At 69.9% G+C, this 23,980-nt stretch carries 20 protein-coding genes, 1 tRNA gene and 1 pseudogene; 9 read left to right on the plus strand and 13 right to left on the minus strand.

The genetic code is table 11. The features are described from left to right. Positions 1-20: 20 nt before the first annotated feature. The 11 genes from ABT345_RS15835 to dnaA all read right to left on the minus strand — a co-directional run bounded on the left by ABT345_RS15835 (position 21) and on the right by dnaA (position 15,277). The gene (locus tag ABT345_RS15835) at positions 21-2,021 is read right to left on the minus strand and encodes a vWA domain-containing protein (protein WP_345089240.1); all 2,001 of its coding nucleotides are present in this window, start codon (positions 2,019-2,021) and stop codon (positions 21-23) included. 211 nt (positions 2,022-2,232) lie between these two features. Beyond that, on the minus strand, positions 2,233-2,367 hold the full coding sequence (locus ABT345_RS15840; RefSeq protein ID WP_003958712.1) for a DLW-39 family protein: 135 nt from the start codon (positions 2,365-2,367) through the stop codon (positions 2,233-2,235). Positions 2,368-2,557: 190 nt separating this feature from the next. After that, positions 2,558-2,631 (minus strand) — tRNA-Ile (locus ABT345_RS15845). 88 nt (positions 2,632-2,719) lie between these two features. Next, the gene (locus tag ABT345_RS15850) at positions 2,720-3,376 is read right to left on the minus strand and encodes a DUF3566 domain-containing protein (RefSeq protein WP_345089244.1); all 657 of its coding nucleotides are present in this window, start codon (positions 3,374-3,376) and stop codon (positions 2,720-2,722) included. A gap of 16 nt (positions 3,377-3,392) precedes the next feature. Then, complete coding sequence (gene gyrA, locus ABT345_RS15855; RefSeq protein ID WP_345089247.1) at positions 3,393-6,023, minus strand: DNA gyrase subunit A; 2,631 nt, start codon at positions 6,021-6,023, stop codon at positions 3,393-3,395. A 48-nt stretch (positions 6,024-6,071) separates the two neighbouring features. Further along, positions 6,072-8,126, minus strand: coding sequence for a DNA topoisomerase (ATP-hydrolyzing) subunit B (gyrB, locus tag ABT345_RS15860; protein WP_345089249.1), 2,055 nt, complete (start codon positions 8,124-8,126; stop codon positions 6,072-6,074). A 320-nt stretch (positions 8,127-8,446) separates the two neighbouring features. Continuing rightward, positions 8,447-8,980, minus strand: coding sequence for a DciA family protein (locus ABT345_RS15865; RefSeq protein ID WP_345089252.1), 534 nt, complete (start codon positions 8,978-8,980; stop codon positions 8,447-8,449). Continuing rightward, the gene (gene recF, locus ABT345_RS15870) at positions 8,977-10,152 is read right to left on the minus strand and encodes a DNA replication/repair protein RecF (protein WP_345089255.1); all 1,176 of its coding nucleotides are present in this window, start codon (positions 10,150-10,152) and stop codon (positions 8,977-8,979) included. The genes ABT345_RS15865 and recF overlap by 4 nt, the downstream gene beginning before the upstream one ends. A 38-nt stretch (positions 10,153-10,190) precedes the next feature. Further along, positions 10,191-11,069 carry a phosphogluconate dehydrogenase (NAD(+)-dependent, decarboxylating) gene (gene gnd / locus ABT345_RS15875; protein ID WP_345089258.1) on the minus strand — a complete coding sequence of 293 codons (879 nt, stop codon included), beginning with the start codon at positions 11,067-11,069 and terminating at the stop codon, positions 10,191-10,193. Between the two features lie 162 nt (positions 11,070-11,231). Beyond that, on the minus strand, positions 11,232-12,362 hold the full coding sequence (dnaN, locus tag ABT345_RS15880; RefSeq protein WP_030285679.1) for a DNA polymerase III subunit beta: 1,131 nt from the start codon (positions 12,360-12,362) through the stop codon (positions 11,232-11,234). Positions 12,363-13,429: 1,067 nt separating this feature from the next. Further along, the gene (gene dnaA, locus ABT345_RS15885; RefSeq protein WP_345089262.1) at positions 13,430-15,277 is read right to left on the minus strand and encodes a chromosomal replication initiator protein DnaA; all 1,848 of its coding nucleotides are present in this window, start codon (positions 15,275-15,277) and stop codon (positions 13,430-13,432) included. Between the two features lie 375 nt (positions 15,278-15,652). On the opposite strand from dnaA, the gene rpmH reads away from it, so the two are divergent. The 9 genes and pseudogenes from rpmH to ABT345_RS15930 all read left to right on the plus strand — a co-directional run bounded on the left by rpmH (position 15,653) and on the right by ABT345_RS15930 (position 22,461). Next, on the plus strand, positions 15,653-15,790 hold the full coding sequence (gene rpmH, locus ABT345_RS15890) for a 50S ribosomal protein L34 (RefSeq protein ID WP_003949374.1): 138 nt from the start codon (positions 15,653-15,655) through the stop codon (positions 15,788-15,790). A gap of 24 nt (positions 15,791-15,814) precedes the next feature. Beyond that, positions 15,815-16,171, plus strand: a pseudogene (gene rnpA, locus ABT345_RS15895) (ribonuclease P protein component); the annotation flags it as partial. Between the two features lie 74 nt (positions 16,172-16,245). Then, on the plus strand, positions 16,246-16,566 hold the full coding sequence (gene yidD / locus ABT345_RS15900; RefSeq protein ID WP_143940005.1) for a membrane protein insertion efficiency factor YidD: 321 nt from the start codon (positions 16,246-16,248) through the stop codon (positions 16,564-16,566). A 3-nt stretch (positions 16,567-16,569) separates the two neighbouring features. After that, the gene (yidC, locus tag ABT345_RS15905) at positions 16,570-17,739 is read left to right on the plus strand and encodes a membrane protein insertase YidC (RefSeq protein ID WP_345089270.1); all 1,170 of its coding nucleotides are present in this window, start codon (positions 16,570-16,572) and stop codon (positions 17,737-17,739) included. A gap of 13 nt (positions 17,740-17,752) precedes the next feature. Continuing rightward, positions 17,753-18,259 carry a Jag family protein gene (locus ABT345_RS15910; RefSeq protein WP_345089273.1) on the plus strand — a complete coding sequence of 169 codons (507 nt, stop codon included), beginning with the start codon at positions 17,753-17,755 and terminating at the stop codon, positions 18,257-18,259. Positions 18,260-18,391: 132 nt separating this feature from the next. Next, positions 18,392-19,117 carry a 16S rRNA (guanine(527)-N(7))-methyltransferase RsmG gene (rsmG, locus tag ABT345_RS15915; RefSeq protein WP_030285667.1) on the plus strand — a complete coding sequence of 242 codons (726 nt, stop codon included), beginning with the start codon at positions 18,392-18,394 and terminating at the stop codon, positions 19,115-19,117. Between the two features lie 291 nt (positions 19,118-19,408). Next, on the plus strand, positions 19,409-20,479 hold the full coding sequence (locus tag ABT345_RS15920) for an AAA family ATPase (RefSeq protein WP_345089277.1): 1,071 nt from the start codon (positions 19,409-19,411) through the stop codon (positions 20,477-20,479). Next, entirely contained in the window at positions 20,476-21,552 is a 1,077-nt protein-coding gene (locus ABT345_RS15925; protein WP_345089280.1) for a ParB/RepB/Spo0J family partition protein, read from the plus strand. The genes ABT345_RS15920 and ABT345_RS15925 overlap by 4 nt, the downstream gene beginning before the upstream one ends. A gap of 291 nt (positions 21,553-21,843) precedes the next feature. Continuing rightward, entirely contained in the window at positions 21,844-22,461 is a 618-nt protein-coding gene (locus ABT345_RS15930) for a GNAT family N-acetyltransferase (protein ID WP_345089283.1), read from the plus strand. A 72-nt stretch (positions 22,462-22,533) separates the two neighbouring features. Here ABT345_RS15930 and trxA read toward each other — a convergent pair whose 3' ends face one another. Both trxA and trxB read right to left on the minus strand, forming a co-directional pair. Further along, entirely contained in the window at positions 22,534-22,860 is a 327-nt protein-coding gene (gene trxA, locus ABT345_RS15935) for a thioredoxin (protein WP_345089286.1), read from the minus strand. A gap of 49 nt (positions 22,861-22,909) precedes the next feature. Then, positions 22,910-23,884, minus strand: a complete 975-nt coding sequence (trxB, locus tag ABT345_RS15940) for a thioredoxin-disulfide reductase (RefSeq protein ID WP_345089289.1) — start codon at positions 23,882-23,884, stop codon at positions 22,910-22,912. Positions 23,885-23,980: the final 96 nt, after the last annotated feature.

The raw sequence follows: 23,980 nt of genomic DNA on the forward strand, positions 1-23,980 counted from the left end.
TCTCCGTACCGCACACCCCGTCACCATGGCTCCCCCTTCACCGCGTTCCCCTGCTGATCCTGCGCCTGCTGCTCCTGCCCCGGAACGGCCGGCGGCAACGCCTGGCCCGCCGTCCGCGGGTCCACCGGCCCGGCGCCGCCCGCCACGGGGCTCCGGCGCGCGCGGAGGTAGGACGCGGCAAGCCCGGCCAGCAGCAGGACGCCGACGCCGAGGGAGCACCCGGCCACCACCGGGCCCGGCTTCCAACCGCCCGTGGATTGGGTGGCGTTGTCCGGCTCCTGCGCGGTGTCGCCGGACGCGGTGTGCGTGGCCCGGCCCGCGTCCGCTGCCGGGCCGGACTTCGCGGTACCCAGCACAGCGACCTTCAGCACCACCCCGATCTGCGGGTTCCGGGCGATCTCGGCGGCGCCGGCGCCCAGCGTCACCGCGAGGTAGAAGTCGCCCGCGCGGTGCACCGGTACGACATGGGTGCCGGACTCGTAGCGGTTGCTCCAGGCCACCGGCACCGTCCCCATCTGCAGCGACGTCGGCTTCCCGGCGTACAGCTTGCGCGGGGTGAACTCGCCGGTGCCGCTGCCGACCGGCACCCGGTCCGGTGTGTAGACCTGGGTGGCGGCGTAGGAGTAGTGCGCGCCGCGGCCCGCCTGCGTCGGCTCGTTGGCGAACTGCACGTCGTAGCGGAGCTGCTGGCCCCAGCCGACCGGGACCTTGTACCAGAGGGTCTGTGCGGGCAGCAGCCGGTCGCGCCAGACGCCCTGACCCAGCGTCCGGGCGTCGTTGAAGCCCGTGCCGCCCCGGACGTCGCGCGGGGCGCCCGCGGGCAGCGTCGCGTCCTTGCCGCCCGCGCCGTACTCCGGCGCCGACTGCGCGGGCGTGACGCCCTTCTTCAGCGGATGTTCCACGTGAAACGTCAGCTCCAGCGGCCACCTCGCGCCGTCCGAGCCCGGCGCCGCCTTGCGCTCGACCGCGAACCAGTACCGCCCGGCCTTGTCGCAGCCGCGGTAGCCGCTCTCCGACGGCACCCGGCTGAGCCCGGAGGCGAGCGGGGTGGCGCCCTCGCGCTGGCCGAACCGCTCCGTGGCGGACTCGCAGACGCCGTCCGTGCCGTACGCGATCTCGGTGTGCAGCGCGTCGGAGGTGTCGACGGCGGCGCCGGGCTCGGGGGCCACGGTCGCCGAGAAGTCGGCGGTGGCGGCGGCGTCCAGATCGACGGCGTAGTACCGCTTCTCGTTCGGGCCGATGGTGTCGGTGTACTGACCCGGTGTGAGGCGCGGCGCGGTGTCACGCGCGGGCTCGCCGCGCACCCGCTCGCCCTTCAGGCGGTAGCTGCCGGCGGAGAGTTGTCCGGCCCGCTGGAGCTGGCGGGTGAGGGAGCCGGCGTCCGGGGCGTCGTAGTACCGCCCGTTCCCGGCCTTGGCGACGCACTCCAGCTGCTGCCGGGCCGCCCCGGAGACCTGGAAGCCGACCGTGTCGATCCGCAGGTCTTCTTCGGACCGGCCGAGCTGCGCCGCGACCGCGCAGGGCGACGGCGTGGGGCAGCTGTCCTCGCCGTCCGAGACCAGCAGGATCGTCCGGCTGCCGGAACTCCCGCCGTGCGCCCGCAGATCGGCCGCTGCGGCCTGGAGCGAGCGGCCGACGGGGGCGTCCCCCTCGGGCTCGACGGCGGCGGCCGCCTGCTTGAGGCCGGCCCGGTCCAGCGGGGCGACGGGCCGCACGAGCCGGGTGTCGTCGCATCCCCGGGACCTGTCGGCGCCGTAGACCCGCAGCCCGGTGGGGTGGCCGTCCGGCAGGGCGTCGGCTGCGGCGCCGACGGCCTTGCGGGCGGCGGCGATCCGGGTGGTGCCGGAGCCGGCGTCCTTCGCCATCGAACCGGAGGAGTCGAGGACCATCACCGTGCCGCCGCCGGCCGGGGCGGCCGGGGCGTTCCGGGCGGCGTGCGCCGGTGCCGGTGCCGCGGCCGACGCCAGCAGCAACCCACAGGTCAGTGCCGCCGCCCGCCACCGTCGGTGCCGTCGTGCCATGCCCTCGTCCCCCTCGCGCCGTACGGGTGCCCCACCACGTAACTTTGCTAGTGCAACTTAATCATGTGCTATGGCAAATACACGGGAAGGAAGTCACGGCCGCGCCACGGCGTCCGCGCCCGGGGGCCGCGCCCCACCCGCCTCCCGACGCACGAAACCCCGGAAGCCAGCGGCAACCGGGGTCCGTACAAACTGTGCTGGGCGTTTGGTCTCACACACCCGAACCTGCGGGCACGGAGTCGGTCGCCTCCGTCCACAGATCCTGCTCGGCGCGATCCGCCTGGATCTGGCGGTACACGAGGAGCCCGCCGATGGCGGCCAGTGCGACCAGGAGAAGCTTCTTCACCGCGCGACCTCGTCTTTCGTTGACGTAGGGGACCTATGTGGGCCGATGATACACACCGGCCGATACCGATCGGTTATCTCCTCCGCGCCGGGCGACGACCGGCCCGCGGCCCCGCGCACCGGGTCAACTGACGCACTCGCACAACGACATCGGCCCGACCGGAGAAATCTCCGGCCGGGCCGATGGGCGGTGCGGCTACCAGGACTTGAACCTGGGACCTCTTCCTTATCAGGGAAGCGCTCTAACCGTCTGAGCTATAGCCGCTCGTTCGCTGCACCAGAAGATTAGCGCACTTCAGAGGCGTTCCCAAAATCGGGGAGCGGGCCGCCCTCACGGCCCGCTCCCCGACGGGTCATTCGTCCTCGGCGAGCGTCAGCTCGACGCCGCCGACGAAGCCCGCCGACAGGTTGTAGATGAACGACCCGAGGGTCGCCAGCGCCGTCGCCAGCACCACGTCGATCACCGCGATGACGGTGGTGAACAGCAGCACCCGCGGCAGCGACAGGAACGACTGGAGATCGAAGCCCTTGCCGTCGGCGGAACCGCTCGCCTCGCTGATCGCCGTGCCGACCGTGGAGAAGACGCCCATCGCGTCCATCACCATCCACAGCACGGAGACCGCCACGATCGTGCAGACGCCCAGCGCGAGGGAGAGCAGGAAGCTCACCTTCATCACCGACCACGGATCGGTGCGCGCCACCCGCAGCCGCGCCTTACGGGTGCGCGGCGCCGTACGGGCGTCGGTGCGCGGCAGCCGGACCGAACCGGTGCCGCCGTCCGCCGGGTACGCCCGCGGCGGCTCGTACGGCTTGTGCGGCGGCTGCGCCTCGGGCTGCGGCTGCGCGTGCTGCGGATAGGGCTGACGCGTATCGGTCATGCTTCCCCCCTGGTGCGGGCTGCCGGACATGCCGGAGCCACGGGCGCTGTCCTCCGTCACGGTTGCGGGTCTTGACGAGGTGCCCTTTCCGGCTCCCTGTCCGCCCGCTGCAGCGCCCGTGGCTCCACTCACGACCTACTCCTTGTGCTTATTCCGCCGCGGGCTGCCCGCCCTCGGCCGCCGGCTCCACGCCCGTGGCCTCCGCGGTCTCCTCGGAGCCCGCGGCCCCGTCGACCTCTTCGGCTTCGCGCCCGGCCTCGGCGTTCCGTGCGATGCCCACGACGGCATCGCGCTTGCCCAGGTTGATCAGTTGGACGCCCATCGTGTCACGACCGGTCTCCCGGACCTCGTTGACCCGCGTACGGATGACGCCGCCGCCGAGCGTGATCGCAAGAATCTCGTCACTCTCCTCGACGACCAGCGCACCGACCAGCGAACCGCGGTCCTCCACGATCTTGGCCGCCTTGATGCCGAGGCCGCCGCGGCCCTGGACGCGGTACTCGTCGACCGGGGTGCGCTTGGCGTAGCCGCCGTCCGTCGCGGTGAAGACGAACGTCCCCGCGCGCACCACGTTCATCGACAGCAGCTCGTCGCCCTCGCGGAAGCTCATGCCCTTCACACCGGAGGTCGCGCGGCCCATCGGGCGCAGCGCCTCGTCCGTGGCGGTGAAGCGGATCGACTGCGCCTTCTTGCTGATCAGCAGCAGGTCGTCCGCGCCGGAGACCAGCTCGGCGCCGATCAGCTCGTCGGAAGTGCCTTCGGCGTCGTTGTCCAGCTCACGGAGATTGATCGCGATGACACCGCCGGAGCGCGGCGAGTCGTAGTCCTTCAGCGGCGTCTTCTTCACCAGGCCCGCCTTGGTGGCGAGGACCAGGTACGGCGCGGCCTCGTAGTCGCGGATCGCCAGGATGCGGGCGATCTGCTCGTCCGGCTGGAAGGCCAGGAGGTTGGCGACGTGCTGGCCGCGCGCGTCCCGCCCGGCGTCGGGGAGCTCGTACGCCTTGGCGCGGTAGACGCGGCCCTTGTTGGTGAAGAACAGCAGCCAGTGGTGGGTGGTCGAGACGAAGAAGTGGTCGACGATGTCGTCTTCCTTCAGCTTCGTGCCGCGCACGCCCTTGCCGCCGCGCTTCTGCGAGCGGTAGTCGTCGGTCTTGGTGCGCTTGACGTAGCCGCCGCGCGTGATGGTGACGACGATGTCCTCTTCGGCGATCAGGTCCTCGATGGACATGTCGCCCTCGAAGGGCACCAGCTTGGAGCGGCGGTCGTCGCCGAACTTCTCGACCAGCGCGGCCAGTTCCTCGCTGATGATCTGCCGCTGCTTCTCCGGCGAGGCGAGGATCGCCTTGTACTCGTTGATCTTCTGCTGGAGCTCGTCGTGCTCGGCGGTGATCTTCTGGCGCTCCAGGGCGGCCAGCCGGCGCAGCTGCATCTCCAGGATCGCGTTGGCCTGGATCTCGTCGATGGCGAGCAGGCCCATCAGACCCTCGCGCGCCACCTCGACGGTCTCGCTGCGCCGGATCAGCGCGATGACCTCGTCGATCGCGTCCAGCGCCTTCAGCAGACCGCGCAGGATGTGCGCGCGCTCCTCGGCCTTGCGCAGCCGGAAGCGGGTCCGGCGGACGATGACCTCGACCTGGTGGGTCACCCAGTGGCGGATGAACGCGTCCAGCGAGAGGGTGCGCGGCACACCGTCGACCAGCGCCAGCATGTTGGCGCCGAAGTTGGTCTGGAGGTCGGTGTGCTTGTAGAGGTTGTTGAGGACGACCTTGGCGACGGCGTCCCGCTTGAGGACGATGACCAGCCGCTGGCCCGTACGGGACGACGTCTCGTCACGGACGTCCGCGATGCCGCCGATCTTGCCGTCCTTGACGAGGTCGGCGATCTTCTGCGCGAGGTTGTCCGGGTTGACCTGGTAGGGCAGCTCGGTGACGACCAGGCACTGGCGGTTCTGGATCTCCTCGACCGCCACCACCGCGCGCATCGTGATCGAGCCGCGGCCGGTGCGGTACGCCTCCTCGATGCCCTTGCGGCCCACCACCAGCGCGCCGGTCGGGAAGTCGGGGCCCTTGATGCGCTCGATGAGCGCCTCCAGCAGCTCCTCCGAGGACGCCTCCGGGTTCTCCAGCGCCCACTGGGCACCGGCGGCGACCTCGCGGAGGTTGTGCGGCGGGATGTTGGTGGCCATACCGACGGCGATGCCGGCCGAGCCGTTGATCAGCAGGTTCGGGAAGCGCGACGGCAGGACCGTCGGCTCCTGGTTACGGCCGTCGTAGTTGTCCTGGAAATCGACGGTCTCCTCGTCGATGTCCCGCAGCATCTCCATCGAGAGCTGCTTCATCTTGCACTCGGTGTACCGCATGGCCGCCGCCGGGTCGTTGCCCGGGGAGCCGAAGTTGCCGTTGGAGTCGACCAGCGGCATCCGCATCGACCACGGCTGCGCCAGGCGGACCAGCGCGTCGTAGATCGAGGAGTCGCCGTGCGGGTGGTACGTACCCATGACGTCACCGACGACGCGGGCGCACTTGTAGAAGCCCTTCTCGGGGCGGTACCCGCCGTCGTACATCGCGTAGAGCACCCGGCGGTGCACCGGCTTGAGACCGTCGCGGACGTCGGGCAGCGCACGCGAGACGATGACGGACATCGCGTAGTCGAGGTAGGAGCGCTGCATCTCCGTTTCGAGCCCGACCGGCTCTACGCGCATACCCACGCCCTCGATGGTGGCGGGTGCGCCCTCGACGGTGGTGCCGTCCGGGGTCACGGGGGGAGTCTCGTCGGCCATGGTTGATCAAAGTCCTTTCGCGCTGCGGCTGTTGAGGGGCCGACAGACTCAGATGTCGAGGAAGCGGACGTCCTTGGCGTTGCGCTGGATGAACGAGCGACGCGCCTCGACGTCCTCGCCCATCAGCACCGAGAACAGGTCGTCGGCACGGGCGGCGTCGTCCAGGGAGACCTGGCCGAGCACCCGGTGGTCGGCGTCCATGGTGGTGACGCGCAGCTCCTCGGCGTTCATCTCACCGAGACCCTTGAACCGCTGGACGGAGTCGTCCTTGATGCGCTTGCCGGCCTGCTTGCCGCGCTCGATCAGCGCATCGCGCTCGGGGTCGGAGTAGGCGTACTCGAAGTCGTCCCGGCCCCACTTGATCTTGTACAGCGGCGGACGGGAGAGGTAGACGTGGCCCGCCTCGACCAGCGGCCGCATGAAGCGGAAAAGGAAGGTGAGGAGCAGGGTGTTGATGTGCTGACCGTCGACGTCGGCGTCCGCCATCAAGATGATCTTGTGGTAGCGGAGCTTCTCGATGTCGAAGTCCTCGTGCACACCGGTGCCGAACGCCGAGATCAGCGCCTGGACCTCGTTGTTCTGGAGGATCTTGTCGACCCGGGCCTTCTCGACGTTGAGGATCTTGCCGCGGATCGGGAGGATCGCCTGGTACTCCGGGTTGCGGCCGGACTTGGCCGAGCCGCCGGCGGAGTCACCCTCGACGATGAAGATCTCGCACTTGGTCGGGTCGTTGGACTGGCAGTCGCTCAGCTTGCCCGGCAGCGACGCCGTCTCCAGCAGGCCCTTGCGGCGGGTCAGATCGCGCGCCTTGCGGGCCGCGACGCGGGCGGTGGCCGCCTGGATGCCCTTGCGGATGATGTCCGCGGCCTCGTTGGGGTTGCGGTCCAGCCAGTCCGTCAGGTGCTCGTGGACGACCTTCTGGACGAAGGTCTTCGCCTCGGTGTTGCCGAGCTTCGTCTTCGTCTGGCCCTCGAACTGCGGCTCGCCGAGCTTGACGGAGATGATCGCGGTCAGACCCTCGCGGATGTCCTCACCCGTGAGGTTGTCGTCCTTCTCGCGCAGCAGCTTCTTGTCGCGGGCGTAACGGTTGATCAGGCCCGTCAGCGCCGCGCGGAAGCCCTCTTCGTGGGTGCCGCCCTCGTGGGTGTGGATGGTGTTGGCGAAGCTGTAGACACCCTCGCTGTACTGGGTGTTCCACTGCATCGCGATCTCGGCCGAGAGCATCCGCTCCTTGTCCTCGGCCTCGACGTCGATCACCGTCGGATGCACCAGCTCCCCCTTGCGGGAGTTCAGGTACTTCACGAAGTCGACGATGCCGCCCTCGTAGTGGTAGCGGACGGAGAGCGGCTTGCCCTCCTCGTCCACGTGGTCGGGGCGCTCGTCGGTCAGCGCGATCGACAGGCCCTTGTTGAGGAACGCCATCTCCTGGAAGCGGCGCGAGAGCGTCTCGAAGCTGTAGACCGTGGTCTCGAAGATGTCGCCGTCGGCCCAGAACGTCACCGAGGTGCCGGTCTCGTCCGTCGCCTCCTGCTTGGCCAGCGGGGCGGTCGGCACACCGAGCTTGTAGTCCTGCGTCCAGCGGTGGCCGTCCGTGCGGACCTCGACCGACACCCGCGTGGACAGCGCGTTCACGACGGAGACACCCACGCCGTGCAGACCACCGGAGACGGCGTACCCGCCGCCGCCGAACTTGCCGCCGGCGTGCAGCACCGTCATCACGACCTCGACGGCCGGCTTGTTCTCCGACGGCACGATGCCGACCGGGATGCCACGGCCGTTGTCGACGACGCGCACGCCGCCGTCGGCGAGGATCGTGACGTCGATGGTGTCGGCGTGCCCGGCCATCGCCTCGTCGACGGAGTTGTCGACGACCTCCTGCACCAGGTGGTGCAGTCCGCGCTCGCCGGTCGAGCCGATGTACATGCCGGGTCGCTTGCGTACCGCGTCCAGGCCTTCCAGGACGGTGATCGCGCTGGCGTCGTACGACTTCTCCCCCGAGGAGTCGTCCACGGCACCTGCCGGGACCCCCTCTGCGGTGGAAGCCGTGTTGTTCTCGTTGAGGTCGCCGGAGTCGGCCACGAAGCGCCCTTTCTGGCACAGCACGAGCCCTCCCCAGCCTGTGGGGGACACCCCACGGAGTCGAAGGGGAGCGGCTGCGTCGTTCTGTCTTGATCGACGTGTCCCGCGAGCCGGCGGGATTACGAACCAGTGTACCGGTGGCGCTGACACTCATGGGGCTTTGCGGGTACCTGAGTCCGCATGTGCCGCCCTGAACTCACGTCCACCGACTCCCCGTATCTGGAACGGGGCCCGAGGACGTTCAAACCGGCACTCAGCGCTTCGGGCTGTCAACCGGTCGCAACCGTGAGCGGAGTCTCATCCACCACGCTTGTGCACAACCGTCCCCACAGGCGCGAACCGCCTCAGCCGTACGTGTCCCCGGGGCCCGTGCTGCCGGGCGCCCGCAGCGGTCCGTACCGCCGCGACGGACCGCCCGGGCCCAGCACCTTGATCAGCTTCACGGTGCCCTGGCCCAGGTCCTGGTTGAGCCGCCGCACCAGCTGCGGGGCCAGCAGCCGCAGCTGCGTCGCCCACGCCGTCGAATCGCACTGCACCGTCAGCACCCGGGCGTCCTCGTCGTACCGCTGCGGCTCGCAGTGCTGCGCCACCTCGGGCCCGACCAGCTGCGGCCAGCGACCCATCACCCCGCCGACCGCCGCCGGGGTCTCCCAGCCGCGCTCGGTGATCAGACGGTTGATCGCCGCGCCCAGCGGCAGCGGGTCACGGCCGTCCGCGCGCGCGCCCGAGCGCAGCCCGCCGCGGCGCGCCTGCTTCTTCTGCTGCGCGGCGGCGCCCCGCGCCCGCGCCTGCTCCTTCGCCGCCACCAGCGCCTGCCGGGCCAGATCGATGCCCGACAGCTCCGGCGGCTTCGGCTCCTTCGCCCCGCCGTCGCTCACGGCGTCTCCGCACGGACCGTGCCGCCGGACACCGCGAACCGCCGCCCGGCCAGCGCCGCCGGCACATCGTCCTCGACCGCCGCCGTGACCAGCACCTGCTCGCCCGGCGCCACCAGCTCCGCCAGCCGCTCCCGGCGCCGCGCGTCCAGCTCGGCGAAGACGTCGTCGAGGACGAGCACCGGCTCGCCGCTGCGCCGCCCGCCGCCCTCCGGCGTCTGGAGCGGCTCGCCCTCCGACCGCAGCAGGTCGTACGAGGCCAGCCGCAGCGCCAGCGCGTACGACCAGGACTCGCCGTGGCTGGCGTACCCCTTGGCGGGCAGGTCGCCCAGCTTCAGCAGCAGATCGTCGCGGTGCGGGCCGACCAGCGTCACCCCGCGCTCGATCTCGTTCTTCCGCGCCTCGCCCAGCGCCTCCAGCAGCGCGCCGTACAGCTCCTCGCGGTTGCTCGCGCGGGCCATCGCCTCGCCCGCCGAACCCCGGTACTCCAGCCCCACCGGGCCGCCGCCGGGCGCCAGTTGGCCGTACGCCTTGTCCGTCAGCGGGCGCAGCGCGGCGATCAGGTCGAGGCGCTGCGCCAGCAGCTCGGCCCCGGCGCGCGCCAGGTGCTGGTCCCAGATGTCCAGCGTGGAGAGGTCCATCGTGCGGCCGCCGTGGCGCCGGGCGAGGGCGGCGGACTTCAGCAGGGTGTTGCGCTGCTTGAGGACGCGGTCGTAGTCGCCGCGCACCCCGGCCATCCGCGGCGCCCGCGCGGTGATCAGCTCGTCCAGGAACCGCCGCCGCTCCCCGGGATCGCCCTTGATCAGCGCGAGGTCCTCGGGCGCGAAGAGCACCGTACGGACGATGCCGAGCACATCGCGCGGCTTCACCTGGGAGGAGCGGTTGATCCGGGCGCGGTTGGCGCGGCCCGGGTTCAGCTCCAGCTCGATCAGCTGCTGCCGGTCCCCCTGGGCGACGGCGGCGCGGACGATCGCCCGCTCGGCGCCCATCCGCACCAGCGGCGCGTCCGAGGAGACCCGGTGGCTGCCGAGCGTCGCCAGATAGCCGACCGCCTCGACGAGGTTGGTCTTGCCCTGGCCGTTGGGGCCCACGAACGCCGTGACGCCCGGTTCGAGCGGGACCTCGACCCGGGCGTACGAGCGGAAGTCGGCGAGCGACAGATGCGTGACGTGCATGGAGCTGCGCCGACCTCCCGCGGCTGCGGACCTGCTGGTTACTTCTTGTTCTCGACGGCGTGGCCGCCGAACTGGTTGCGCAGCGCCGCGATCATCTTCATCTGCGGCGAGTCCTCCTGGCGGGAGGCGAACCGGGCGAACAGCGACGCGGTGATCGCCGGCAGCGGCACGGCGTTGTCGATCGCCGCCTCGACCGTCCAGCGGCCCTCACCGGAGTCGGCGGCGTAACCGCGCAGCTTGTCCAGGTGCTCGTCGTCGTCGAGGGCGTTGACCGCGAGGTCGAGCAGCCAGGAACGGATGACCGTGCCCTCCTGCCAGGAGCGGAAGACCTCGCGCACGTCGGTGACGGAGTCGACCTTCTCCAGCAGCTCCCAGCCCTCGGCGTACGCCTGCATCATCGCGTACTCGATGCCGTTGTGGACCATCTTCGCGAAGTGGCCGGCGCCGACCTTGCCCGCGTGCACGGAGCCGAACTCGCCCTCGGGCTTGAGCGCGTCGAAGATCGGCTGCACCTTGGCGACGTCCTCGGCGGAGCCGCCGTACATCAGCGCGTAGCCGTTCTCCAGGCCCCAGACGCCACCGGAGACACCGCAGTCGACGAAGCCGATGCCCTTGGCCGCCAGCTCCTTCGCGTGCTTCTCGTCGTCGGTCCAGCGGGAGTTGCCGCCGTCGACGACGACGTCGCCCTCGGACAGCAGCTCACCGAGCGCGTCGATGGTCGCCTGCGTGGCGTCACCGGCCGGGACCATGACCCACACGACCCGCGGACCCTTGAGCTTGCCCACAAGCTCTTCCAGGCTGTGGACATCCGCGAGATCGGGGTTGCGGTCGTATCCGACGACGGTGTGGCCGGCGCGGCGGATGCGCTCGCGCATGTTGCCGCCCATCTTGCCGAGACCGACGAGACCGAGCTCCATCAGAGACCCTCATTTGCACGTAGTCGTTGCTGTTCGTACCCGAGTCCGAGCCTACGCCGGGCGGTGCGTGCACACCTGTGGGCCCGCGCGCTCATCGGCGGCGCCCATCCGGGGACGCGGAGGGCCGGCCGGGAGCCCCGGCCGGCCCGTGAGACGCGGACGTCAGCCGGAGAGCCGCACCGGCATGATCAGGTACTTGTACGTCTCGTCCGCCTCGGCGTCCTTGGCGGGACGGCCGCTGAGCAGGGCGGGCTTGGTCGACGTGGTGAAGGACAGCTGCGCGACCGGGGAGTCGATCGCCGACAGGCCCTCCAGCAGGAAGCCCGGGTTGAAGGCGATCGAGATGTCGTCGCCCTCCAGGTCCGCGTCGACGCGCTCCACAGCCTGTGCATCGTCGCTGGAGCCGGCCTCCAGGATCAGCACGCCCTGCTCGAAGCTGAGCCGGACCGGGGTGTTCCGCTCGGCCACCAGCGCCACACGCTTGACCGCCTCGACGAACGGCGCGGTCTCGATCACGGCGACGGAGTTGAACTCGGTCGGGAAGAGCGTGCGGTACTTCGGCAGATCGCCTTCCAGCAGCCGCGTCGTGGTGCGGCGGCCGGCGCCCTCGAAACCGATCAGGCCCTCGCCCGCGCCCGAGCCGGAGAGCGCCAGGGTGACGGTGTCACCGCTGCTCAGCGACTTGGCGGTGTCCTGAAGCGTCTTGGCGGGGACCAGCGCGACGGCGGAGGCGTCCGGGTTCTCCGGCTTCCACAGGAACTCGCGGACGGCGAAGCGGTAGCGGTCGGTGGAGGCCAGCGTGACGGTGTCGCCCTCGATCTCGATCCGCACACCGGTGAGCACCGGGAGGGTGTCGTCACGGCCGGCGGCGATGGCCACCTGCGCGGCGGCGGCGGCGAAGACCTCACCGGGGACGGTGCCGGTGGCGGTGGGCATCGTCGGCAGGGCCGGGTACTCCTCCACGGGCAGGGTGTGGAGGGTGAAGCGGGAGGAGCCGCAGACGACGGTGACGCGGACGCCGTCGGTGGAGATCTCCACCGGGCGGTTGGGGAGCGCCCGGCAGATGTCGGCGAGCAGCCGGCCCGAGACGAGGACGGTGCCCTCCTCCTCGACCTCCGCCTCGACCGAGACCCGCGCCGAGACCTCGTAGTCGAAGCCGGAGAGCGACAGCTTGCCGTCCTCCGACTTCAGCAGCAGGCCCGCGAGGACGGGCACCGGCGGACGGGCCGGGAGGCTCTTGGCCGCCCAGGCCACTGCCTCCGCGAGTACATCGCGCTCCACCCGGATCTTCACCGGAAACCGCCTCCTGCTGTTGCTGGCTCTCGCCCTGCTGGCTTTCGTCGTCGGCTGAGTTGCCGGATTCCAGTCTGACGCACGCCACCGACAGCCGTTGCTGCTCGGGGTCAAGTCCGCTCGGCGGGCGGTCGGCGCTCGGAGCGCGAGTTGTGCACAGGCCCCGTTTCCGAACGAGTTCCCCGGTAGATATCCGTGGTCGTAGTAGTAGGGCCTGTGGAAACCGTGGACAACTGCCTTTTCGCAGGTCAACGCGGATTTTTTATCCACCGGGCCTGTGGGTGGCGGTCGTGGATAACCGGGCGGATCTGTGGACCGCCGAAAGTTCTGCACACCCCATGCACAGGGGAAGGCCACTTCTCCCCAGCGCCGTCCCCAGTTTTACCCACGTTCCCCACAGCCCAACCCCCGGTGTTGATGTGACCGCTTTCACTCGGGGCGGTGAGAGCCGGTGTCGCGTTGCCGAACAGTGGACAGGGGTGTGGAGAAGCTGGGGACAACCACCCCCAGCCTGTGGGCAGCCGGTGGACAACCCGAACGGCCCCCTGTGGACGAACCTTCTGTCCACAGCCTGTGGATTACGGTTTGCCACAAATCCACACCCCTCTGACCTCGCTCGATGATCCGTCAGAAGCCAGGCCTGTGGATGCCACAGGGATAACTTTCCAGTCCCCAGGGTGTGGACGGAAGATTTTCCCCCAATCTGTGGAGAGAGGCCGTGACCTCCCCCGGAATCGAACAGAGCCGGGCGCCATCCACAGGTTTGAAACCCCCGCCGACGGCTCCGAACCCCCGCCCCGCCCCCTTCCCGCACCCCCTGGGGACGGCCGGCCCGCCACCGCAGAACGCCGCACAGCGAAGCCGGACCGCCCTGCGGAGCGGCCCGGGCGAGGACGTGCGCCGAGCACGGAGCGCGTGGGTGAGGGCATCGGCAGGGGGACGCGGGAAGGCATGGGAGAGGCCGCGAGAGGCGACGGAGCCCGGTACGACGGGACGACGGCCCGGGAAGCACGGAGGGCGCCCCGGGATCTCCCGGAGCGCCCTGGGCGCACCACCACCGTGGCGCGTCAGCCGTTCTTGATGCGGTTGGTCAGCTCGGTGACCTGGTTGTAGATGGACCGGCGCTCCGCCATCAGCGCCCGGATCTTACGGTCGGCGTGCATCACCGTCGTATGGTCCCGCCCGCCGAACTGCGCGCCGATCTTCGGCAGCGACAGATCCGTCAGCTCCCGGCAGAGGTACATCGCGATCTGCCGGGCCGTCACCAGCACCCGGCTGCGCGAGGAGCCGCACAGGTCGTCGACGGTCAGCCCGAAGTAGTCGGCGGTCGACGCCATGATCGCCGTCGCGGTGATCTCCGGCGCCGCGTCCTCGCCACCGGGGATCAGGTCCTTCAGCACGATCTCGGTGAGCCCGAGGTCGACCGGCTGCCGGTTGAGCGACGCGAACGCCGTCACCCGGATCAGCGCCCCCTCCAGCTCGCGGATGTTGCGCGAGATCCGGGACGCGATGAACTCCAGCACCTCGGGCGGCGCGTTCAGCTGCTCCTGCACCGCCTTCTTCCGCAGAATCGCGATCCGGGTCTCCAGCTCGGGCGGCTGGACGTCCGTGATCAGACCCCACTCGAAGCGGTTGCGCAGCCGGTCCTCCAGGGTGACCAGCTGCTTGGGCGGCCGGTCCGAGGAGAGCACGATCTGCTTGTTGGCGTTGTGCAGCGTGTTGAAGGTGTGGAAGAACTCCTCCTGCGTCGACTCCTTGCTCGCCAGGAACTGGATGTCGTCGACGAGCAGGATGTCCATGTCGCGGTAGCGCTTGCGGAACGCGTCCGCCTTGCCGTCGCGGATGGAGTTGATGAACTCGTTGGTGAACTCCTCCGAGCTCACGTACCGCACCCGGGTCCCCGGGTACAGGCTCCGCGCGTAGTGCCCGATCGCGTGCAGCAGATGCGTCTTGCCGAGCCCGGACTCGCCGTAGATGAACAGCGGGTTGTACGCCTTGGCCGGCGCCTCCGCGACGGCGACGGCCGCGGCGTGCGCGAAGCGGTTCGACGCACCGATGACGAAGGTGTCGAAGAGGTACTTCGGGTTCAGCCGGGCGGTCGGCTCCCCGGGGCCGGTCGCGGGCGCCGGCTGCGCGGCGAGCGGACCGGGCGCACCGCTGGGGGCGGGCAGCGACGAGCCGGGACCGGCATGGCGCCCGGACTGGTGCTCGGCGGCATCCCGCCGCTGCGCCTGTGGGTCATAGGGGTCGCGCCCCTCGGACCGCTGCGCCCGGGGGTGCTCGGGCGCCTGACCGCGGTAGTCGCCCTGCTGCTGTACGTGTGCGGGCGGCGGCGTGCCGTACGGATCACGCTCGGGGAAGCCGAGGCGCTGCTGCTGCCAGCCGTAGTCCTCGCGCGGACCGGGCGCGGGCGGCAGGCCGGCGGAGTGCTGCGGCCAGGAGCCGGGCTCGTGCCGGGGCTGCTGGTGCTGCGGGTAGTCGGGGTAGGCGGGCCGGACGTGCGGCAGCTCGTCGCCCTGACGCGCGTAGCCCTGCCGTCCGTCGTACCCCTCGTACGTCTCGTGCGGCTGCTGGTGCTGCGGGTGCTGAACCTGCTGCGGGGCCGGCGGCTGCGGGGCGGGTGCGGGCGCCGCGGGCTCCTCGGAGGAGTCGTCGACGGTGATCGCGATCCGGATCGGGCGGCCGCACTCATGGCTGAGGGCCTCGCCGATCAGCGGCGCCAGCCGGCCTTCGAGGACGCCCTTGGCGAATTCGTTGGGGACGGCGAGCAGCGCGGTGTCGGCGACCAGCGCCAACGGCTGCGTGCGCTTGAGCCAGTCCTGGTCCTTGGGCTTGAGACCGTCGGCGTCCGCCCGTAGGAGGTGGTCGAGAACACGCGGCCACACTGCGGCAAGATCGGCAGGTACATCAGCCACGGAACACGCTCTCTCAGCAGTCCCACGAATGTGTGATTCTCAGGACGGGCGGGAAGTAATCGGAGTTCAGCCACGGTAGTCAGGCCGGGCCTGGGGATTCAAGTTGTTGTCCACAGGCTGTGCATAGTGTGTCCCGGTCGGCCCCGGTCCGGGGTGGTCGCCCCGTGGTTTGACCGGATGGCGTAGCCGCGCGTACCGTGACCAGGTCGAGTTGTCGATGGCTGCTGCCGCCTGCCTCCGATGGGCAAAGATCGCTCAAGCGGTCAAGAAGCGGTGCACTTGGGCGTTGCGAGCTACTCGTGGGCGCACGGTGACAGCCAGTCGACGCCCCACATCTGTCTCGCATGAGGCAACAAGTATTCCTGGAGCCCCCGAGTGAGCAAGCGCACCTTCCAGCCGAACAACCGCCGCCGCGCGAAGACCCACGGCTTCCGTCTGCGCATGCGGACCCGCGCCGGTCGCGCCATCCTGGCCTCCCGCCGTGGCAAGGGTCGCGCCCGCCTGTCGGCCTGAGCAGCCAGACCCTAGGTCCATGACGTGCTGCCTACCGAACATCGGCTGAGGCGGCGCGAGGACTTCGCGACCGCGGTACGCCGGGGACGCAGGGCCGGGCGCCCGCTCCTTGTCGTTCATCTACGTAGCGGTGCAACGGACCCGCACGCAGCGGGGGAACACGCTTCCCCCGCGCGTGCGGGTTTCGTCGTCAGCAAGGCCGTTGGGGGCGCCGTCGTCCGCAACAAGGTCAAGCGCCGGCTCCGTCATCTCCTGCGTGATCGGCTGCCCGCGCTGCCCGCCGGTAGCCTGGTTGTCGTACGGGCGCTGCCCGGTGCGGGTGAGTCGGACCACGAACAGCTGGCCCGCGACCTGGACGCCGCCCTGAAGCGGCTGCTGGGCGAGGTGCCGCGCGGCTGCCATCCCATGGGGGGCAACCCTCGGATCCCCGACAGGGGACCGGGAGGGAGCGCACAGTGAAGTACCCGCTGCTGCTGTTGATCAAGCTGTATCAGTGGACCATCAGCCCCTTGCTGGGCCCGGTCTGCAAGTACTACCCGTCGTGTTCGCACTATGGCTACACCGCCATTGACCGGCATGGCGCGGTGAAAGGGACTGCGCTGACCGCCTGGCGCATTCTGCGTTGCAACCCGTGGTCGCTCGGTGGCGTCGACCACGTTCCTCCCCGGAAGCGTCCGGTGTGGCATCAGCGGCTGAGGAGCCGCCTGGGCGGGCCCACCGCCCCTGAGCCCGTCGTCGCCCAGCCCGAGACTCAGCCCAATGCCCAAGGAGCCTGATTCGTGGACACGATCCTGAATCCCCTCTATTACGCCGTTTCCTGGATCATCGTCCAGTTCCACTCGTTCTACAGCCTGATCTTCGACAAGAACAGTGGCGCGGCGTGGGGTCTGTCCATCGTCTCGCTGGTGGTACTGATCCGTATCTGCCTGATCCCGCTCTTCGTGAAGCAGATCAAGGCGACGCGGAACATGCAGGCGCTCCAGCCGAAGATGAAGGCGATCCAGGAGCGCTACAAGAGCGACAAGCAGCGCCAGTCCGAAGAGATGATGAAGCTCTACAAGGAGTCGGGCACCAACCCGCTCTCGAGCTGCCTCCCGATTCTGGCCCAGTCGCCGTTCTTCATCTCGCTGTACCAGGTTCTGAACCACATTGCGCAGAACAAGGTCGTCGGCGTCATCGACCAGCCGCTGCTGGAGAGCGCGCAGCAGGCGCACATCTTCGGTGCTCCGCTGTCCGTGAAGTTCATGGACTCCGCGTCGAAGGTCGAGGCGCTCGGCGCCTCCCTGACGGATGTCCGCGTCGTCACCGTCATCATGATCGTCCTGATGTCGGCGTCGCAGTTCTACACCCAGCGTCAGCTGATGACGAAGAACGTCGACCTTACGGTGAAGACGCCGTTCATGCAGCAGCAGAAGATGCTGATGTACGTCTTCCCGATCATGTTCGCCGTCTTCGGTATCAACTTCCCCGTCGGTGTCCTCGTCTACTGGCTGACCACCAACGTGTGGACCATGGGCCAGCAGATGTTCGTCATCCGCCGGAACCCCACCCCTGGCAGCAAGGCGTTCCAGGAGCGTCAGGAGCGGCTGCGGGCCAAGGGCAAGATCGTCGAGGACCCGGCCGAGATCGAGGCGAAGAAGGCCGCGGAAGAGGCGCGGCAGAACCGCCAGCAGCCCAAGCGCCAGCCGAAGTCCAAGCGCCAGGCGCCCGCCGGTCCCGCCGCCGCGCGTTCCGCCGGCACCCGGACCCGGGCCAACTCGCAGTCCGGTGCGCAGGGCGACGAGAAGAAGCAGTCGCTGGAGAAGAAGTCCCCGCAGGGCAGCACGTCCACCGAGAGCGGCAAGGGGAAGGGCGGCGCCGCCGAGAAGGGCAGCTCCTCCGGATCCCGTTCCACCAAGTCCGGACAGCGCAAGGGCCAGCAGCGCCCCAAGCACCCGTCCAAGAAGTAAGAGGAGTCCTTTCGTGACGGACACGACCCCTGCCGCCAAGGGCACCGACACCCTGACCCGCCTGGAGCAGGAAGGCGAGATCGCGGCCGACTACCTCGAGGGTCTGCTGGACATCGCGGACCTCGACGGCGACATCGACATGGACGTCGAGGCCGACCGCGCCGCCGTGTCGATCATCAGCGACTCCACCAGCCGCGATCTGCAGAAGCTGGTGGGCCGCGACGGTGAGGTGCTGGAGGCGCTGCAGGAGCTGACCCGCCTCGCCGTGCACCGGGAGACCGGTGACCGCAGCCGTCTGATGCTCGACATCGCCGGGTTCCGGGCGCGCAAGCGCGAGGAGCTGGCCGAGCTGGGAGCGAAGGCGGCGGACGAGGCGAAGGAGACCGGCCAGCCGGTCACGCTGGAGCCGATGACGCCGTTCGAGCGCAAGGTCGTCCACGACGCCGTGGCGGCGGCGGGGCTGCGCAGCGAGTCCGAGGGCGAGGAGCCGCAGCGGCGCGTGGTCGTCCTGCCGGCCTGACCCTCCCCACCCCGTGTCGTTGGCCCCGTCTGCACGCCAGGCGGGGCCAAATCTTGTCAGCCTTCTGTGTTATCCCGGGGAAAACCCCGGTTCCGGCAGCACCAGCAGCAGTCCAGAGGAAGGGCGGTTCCCGTGACGGAGGCAGCAGCGGAGCTCCCTCCCGCGCCGAAAGAGGCGCGGGAGGTATTCGGCGAGCGCTTTGCGGAGGCCGTGCGGTACGGCGAACTGCTCGCCGACGCCGGCGTGACCCGGGGCCTGATCGGCCCCCGAGAGGTGCCGCGGCTGTGGGAGCGGCACCTGCTGAACTGTGCGGTGCTCTCCGAGGTCGTCCCCGAGGGTGTCTCGGTCTGCGACGTCGGCTCGGGCGCCGGCCTGCCCGGCATCCCGCTGGCCCTGGTCCGGCCGGACCTCAAGATCACGTTGCTGGAGCCGCTGCTGCGGCGGACGAACTTCCTCCAGGAGGTCGTCGAGCTGCTGGGCCTGGACCACGTGACGGTCGTCCGCGGGCGGGCCGAGGAGGTCATGGGCAAGCTGCCGCAGGTCCATGTGGTGACTGCGCGCGCGGTGGCGCCGCTGGACCGGCTGGCGGGCTGGGGCGTTCCGCTGCTGCGTCCGTACGGGCAGATGCTGGCGCTCAAGGGGGACACCGCGGAGGAGGAGCTGAAGAGCGCCCGGGCGGCCCTGAGCAAGCTGGGTGTGGTGGAGACCTCGGTGGTGCACGTCGGCGAGGGCGTGGTGGATCCGCTGTCGACCGTGGTGCGGGTCGAGGTCGGGGAGAGCCCGGGCGGTGTGCGGTTCGCCGCGAAGCGCGCCAAGGCGGCGCGGCCCAGCCGCGCGTCGCGGGGGCGCCGCCGCTGAACCGGCCTCGGCGGAGCCGTCAATGCACCGGTGGGCGCGTCCTCGATCGATGAGGAGCGCCCACCGCGCGGTCCAGGCAAATGAGGCAAGGCGGAGTGTCGCGTCCTATTCGGGCGCGCCGCTGGCATCGTGTTTCACGTGAAACGTCGTTCTCTGCTGCAAGGGATCATCGTGCGTGGTCGAGCCTCAGCCGAGCCGCGGGACCGAAAACCCACACGGGGCACCGAAGTGTCCACAGACGTGGGTTCATCCACAGGAGAGCGGACCTCACTGGTTCGTGGTACCGAAAGCATGGCAGGCTCAGAGCACTGTGAGCCTGATGTCGAGGAGAGTGAATCCTTGCGGTCCGACGCCCATATCGCGGGACCGATGACCGATCCGGTCCCCGGTCCCCGCAGCGAGTCGCTCGGGGAAGATGTTTCACGTGAAACACCGTCCCCGATGGACGACACCCCGATCGGTCGTGCAGCTCAGTTGACGATGCAGGCAGTCGGCCGCTCGGGCGAGGCGCTGCCTCGGCCGGAGCAGACCCGCGTCATGGTGGTCGCCAACCAGAAGGGCGGCGTGGGCAAGACCACCACGACCGTGAATCTGGCGGCGTCGCTGGCGCTGCACGGAGCCCGCGTCCTGGTCATCGACCTCGACCCGCAGGGCAACGCCTCCACCGCGCTCGGGATCGACCACCACGCCGAAGTGCCGTCCATCTATGACGTCCTGGTGGACAGCAAGCCGCTGTCGGACGTGGTGCAGCCGGTGCCCGACGTCGAGGGCCTGTTCTGCGCACCGGCGACCATCGATCTGGCCGGTGCCGAGATCGAGCTGGTCTCCCTCGTGGCGCGGGAGAGCCGGTTGCACCGCGCGATCCAGGCGTACGAACAGCCGCTGGACTACGTCCTCATCGACTGTCCGCCCTCCCTCGGCCTGCTCACCGTGAACGCGCTGGTGGCCGGCGCCGAGGTACTGATCCCGATCCAGTGCGAGTACTACGCGCTGGAGGGGCTGGGGCAGCTGCTGCGCAACGTCGAGCTGGTGCGTGGCCATCTCAACCCCAAGCTCCATGTCTCGACGATCCTGCTCACCATGTACGACGGCCGTACGCGGCTCGCCTCCCAGGTCGCCGAGGAGGTGCGCACCCACTTCGGGAAAGAGGTGCTGCGCACGAGCATCCCGCGATCGGTGCGTATCTCCGAAGCGCCCAGCTACGGCCAGACGGTGCTCACCTACGCCCCGGGATCCAGCGGCTCGCTCTCCTATCTGGAGGCGGCCAGAGAGATTGCCCTGCGCGGCGCGGGTGGTACCGCGGCACAGGAACTGAGTGTGAACTATGAACCGCAGCACGGTACGCCGGAGGGGACGCAGTGAGCGAACGACGTAGGGGCCTGGGCCGTGGGCTCGGTGCACTGATTCCTGCGGCGCCGCAGAGCGCCGAGCAGGGTGGTACGGCGGTGGGTCGCGGCGCGACGTCACCGTCGGCGGTTCCGGTGCTGGCGCCGGAACGGGGAGTGGCGGCGGCCAAGGTGGCCTCGCTGCCGCCGGCCGCTGTTTCACGTGAAACAGTCGAGCCGTCCGCGGCTGCTCCGCAGGTGGCGGGCGCCCACTTCGCCGAGCTGGAGCTGGACGCGATCACGCCGAACCCGCGGCAGCCGCGGGAGGTGTTCGACGAGGACGCGCTGGCCGAGCTGGTCACCTCCATCCGCGAGGTGGGGCTGCTGCAGCCGGTCGTGGTGCGGCAGGCGTCGCCCGGCCGGTATGAGCTCATCATGGGTGAGCGCCGGTGGCGGGCGTGCCGGGTGGCGGGGCTGGCAAAGATCCCGGCCATCGTCCGGGCCACGGACGACGAGAAGCTGCTGCTCGACGCGCTCCTGGAGAATCTGCACCGGGCACAGCTCAACCCGCTGGAAGAGGCCGCGGCCTACGACCAGCTGCTGAAGGACTTCGCCTGCACGCATGACCAGCTGGCGGACCGCATCGGGCGCTCCCGCCCGCAGGTCACCAACACGCTGCGGCTCCTGAAGCTCTCCCCGTCCGTGCAGCGCCGGGTGGCGGCGGGCGTGCTCTCCGCGGGGCACGCCCGTGCGCTGCTCTCCGTCGACGACGCCGAGGTGCAGGACGAGCTTGCCCGGCGGATCGTCGCGGAGGGGCTGTCGGTCCGTGCGACCGAGGAGATCGTGGCGCTCCAGGCATCGGAACCGGCGGCCAAGGCGAAGGCGAAGGGGCCCCGGGCAGGCACCCGCGTCTCCCCCGCGCTCACCGGTCTTGCCTCCCGGCTGTCGGACCGTTTCGAGACCCGGGTGAAGGTCGACCTCGGTCAGAAGAAGGGAAAGATCGTCGTGGAGTTCGCCTCCATGGATGATCTGGAGCGCATCCTGGGCACCCTCGCCCCGGGTGAAGGTCCTGTGCTCGGTGCGTCGCAGGAGGACGGCACCAAGAAGTGAGCTGACCGCCGGGAAAGGGCGGGCCGTGTACCGGATGGATGCCGGGACACGGCCCGCCCTTTGCGTTCTCGCGGTACTCCCGTCAAGGAAGGCTGGATACGATGCGAGCGGAGTGGCTCACCTACCCTGTGCCCTCACACCGGGGAGCGGGCCATGCGATCGGTGAGCCGCACGGAGCCGCTCGCCGTCGGGTCCGGCGCGGCTGCCGGAGGAGGCACCGCGGTTCGCCGGGCGCCGACGGTGCGGAGGGCGGCCGCGTGCGGCGGGCGAGAGAAGTGAGGATCTGGCGCCATGGGCCGTCGGCTCGTACCGCTCACCCTGGACAACCTTCCGGACATCCCCAAGCCCTGCCGCTCTTGCGTGTTCTGGGAGCTGGACCCGGTCAGCGGGGATGCCGCGGTGGCGGAGGGCCGCGCCGGTCCGGAGAAGGAGGCCTGGATCTCCGCCGTCCTGCTGGACTGGGGATCCTGCGGGCGCGTGGTCTACGTGGACGATGTACCGGCCGGCTTTGTGCTCTACGCGCCGCCCGCGTATGTGCCGCGCGCGATGGCGTTCCCCACGAGCCCGGTGTCCGCCGATGCGGTGCAGCTGCTGACGGCCCGATTGGTGCCGGGTTTTCAGCGGCAGGGGCTGGGCCGGGTGATGGTGCAGACCGTGGCGAAGGATCTGATCCGGCGGGGCTTCAAGGCCATTGAGGCCTTCGGCGACGCTCAGTGGTCCGAACCGGCGTGTGTCCTGCCCGCGGACCATCTGCTGGCCGTCGGCTTCAAGACTGTGCGGCCGCATTCCCGGTACCCGCGGCTGCGGCTGGAGCTGAGGTCCACGCTGTCGTGGAAGGAAGACGTGGAGCTGGCGCTCGACCGGCTGCTGGGAGCGGTGCAGAAGGAGCCCGCGCTACGGCCGCTGTGAGCGGTGGCATGAGAAACGGGCCCGCCCCGCAGGGGGCAGGCCCGTTTCCCGTGAAACATCGTGGCGTTTCGCTCAGGCGAGGAAGTCCGCCAGATCGCGCTCGATGGCCGCCTTCGGCTTGGCGCCGACGATGGTCTTCACGACCTCGCCGTCCTTGTAGACGTTCATGGTCGGGATCGACATGACGCCGTACTTGGCGGTGGTGGCCGGGTTCTCATCGGTGTTGAGCTTGGCGATGACGATCTCGTCGTGATCGGCGGCGATGGCCTCCAGGGAGGGGGCAACCTGACGGCACGGGCCGCACCAGGTGGCCCAGAAGTCGACGAGCACGGGCTTGTCGCTCTTGAGGACGACCTCTTCGAAGTTGGCGTCCGTGACGGTAACCGTGGCGCCGGCCATGGCAGTCTCCTTTGGGTTCAGGGGTGGTGGAAAGCGGGGAACCGCAGGCTCAGACGGCCGCGGTCTTCTCGGGCTCGGGGGTGGCGTCGCCGTCGGAGAGCGCCGCGAGGAAACGCTCGGCGTCGAGCGCGGCGGAGCAGCCGGTGCCGGCGGCGGTGATCGCCTGGCGGTAGGTGTGGTCCACCACGTCGCCGGCGGCGAACACGCCCTGCAGGTTGGTGCGGGTGCTGGGCGCGTCGACCTTCAGGTAGCCCTCGTCGTCGAGCTTCAGCTGGTCCTTGAACAGCTCGGTGCGGGGGTCATGGCCGATCGCGATGAACAGGCCGGTGACCGGCAGTTCGGAGGTCTCGCCGGTCTTGAGGTTGCGCAGCGTCAGGCCGGAGAGCTTGTTCTCGCCCTGGATCTCGGCGACCTCGCTGTCCCACACGAACTTGATCTTCGGGTCGGCGAAGGCGCGCTCCTGCATCGCCTTGCTCGCCCGCAGGGTGTCGCGGCGGTGCACGATCGTCACGGACTTGGCGAACCGGGAGAGGAAGGTGGCCTCCTCCATCGCGGTGTCACCGCCGCCGATCACGGCGATGTCCTGGTCCTTGAAGAAGAACCCGTCGCAGGTGGCGCACCACGAGACGCCGCGGCCGGAGAGCTCGTCCTCACGGGGCAGGCCGAGCTTGCGGTGCTGCGAGCCGGTCGTGACGATGACGGCCTTCGCGCGGTGCACGGTACCGGCGGTGTCGGTGACGGTCTTGATCTCCCCGGAGAGATCGACGGAGACGATGTCGTCCGGCACCAGCTCGGCGCCGAAACGCTCGGCCTGGGCCCGCATGTTGTCCATGAGGTCGGGGCCCATGATGCCCTCCCGGAAACCGGGGAAGTTCTCCACGTCGGTGGTGTTCATCAGCGCACCGCCGGCGGTGACGGCACCTTCGAACACCAACGGCTTCAGGGAAGCACGGGCGGTGTAGAGCGCAGCGGTGTACCCCGCGGGCCCGGAGCCGATGATGATCACGTTGCGGACGTCGCTCACGGGTGTCTTCCTTGTCTCTGCCGACTGCTTGCTGGGGCTCTGGGAACTCTCACCCCACCCAACGGATCCTACGGGTCGAGCATTCCCGGCGTGCCG

Origin of the sequence: Streptomyces sp. NPDC000404 (assembly GCF_040300365.1) — a bacterium.
Lineage (GTDB): Bacteria > Actinomycetota > Actinomycetes > Streptomycetales > Streptomycetaceae > Streptomyces > Streptomyces ramulosus.

Excerpts from the sequence above, each read along its gene's own strand:
- recF (WP_345089255.1), bottom strand. The coding sequence starts at position 10,152 with ATGCACGTCACGCATCTGTCGCTCGCCGACTTCCGCTCGTACGCCCGG.
- ABT345_RS15930 (WP_345089283.1), top strand. The coding sequence starts at position 21,844 with ATGGGCCGTCGGCTCGTACCGCTCACCCTGGACAACCTTCCGGACATC.
- ABT345_RS15835 (WP_345089240.1), bottom strand. The coding sequence starts at position 2,021 with ATGGCACGACGGCACCGACGGTGGCGGGCGGCGGCACTGACCTGTGGG.
- ABT345_RS15920 (WP_345089277.1), top strand. The coding sequence starts at position 19,409 with ATGGCAGGCTCAGAGCACTGTGAGCCTGATGTCGAGGAGAGTGAATCC.
- gnd (WP_345089258.1), bottom strand. The coding sequence starts at position 11,069 with ATGGAGCTCGGTCTCGTCGGTCTCGGCAAGATGGGCGGCAACATGCGC.
- trxA (WP_345089286.1), bottom strand. The coding sequence starts at position 22,860 with ATGGCCGGCGCCACGGTTACCGTCACGGACGCCAACTTCGAAGAGGTC.
- gyrA (WP_345089247.1), bottom strand. The coding sequence starts at position 6,023 with ATGGCCGACGAGACTCCCCCCGTGACCCCGGACGGCACCACCGTCGAG.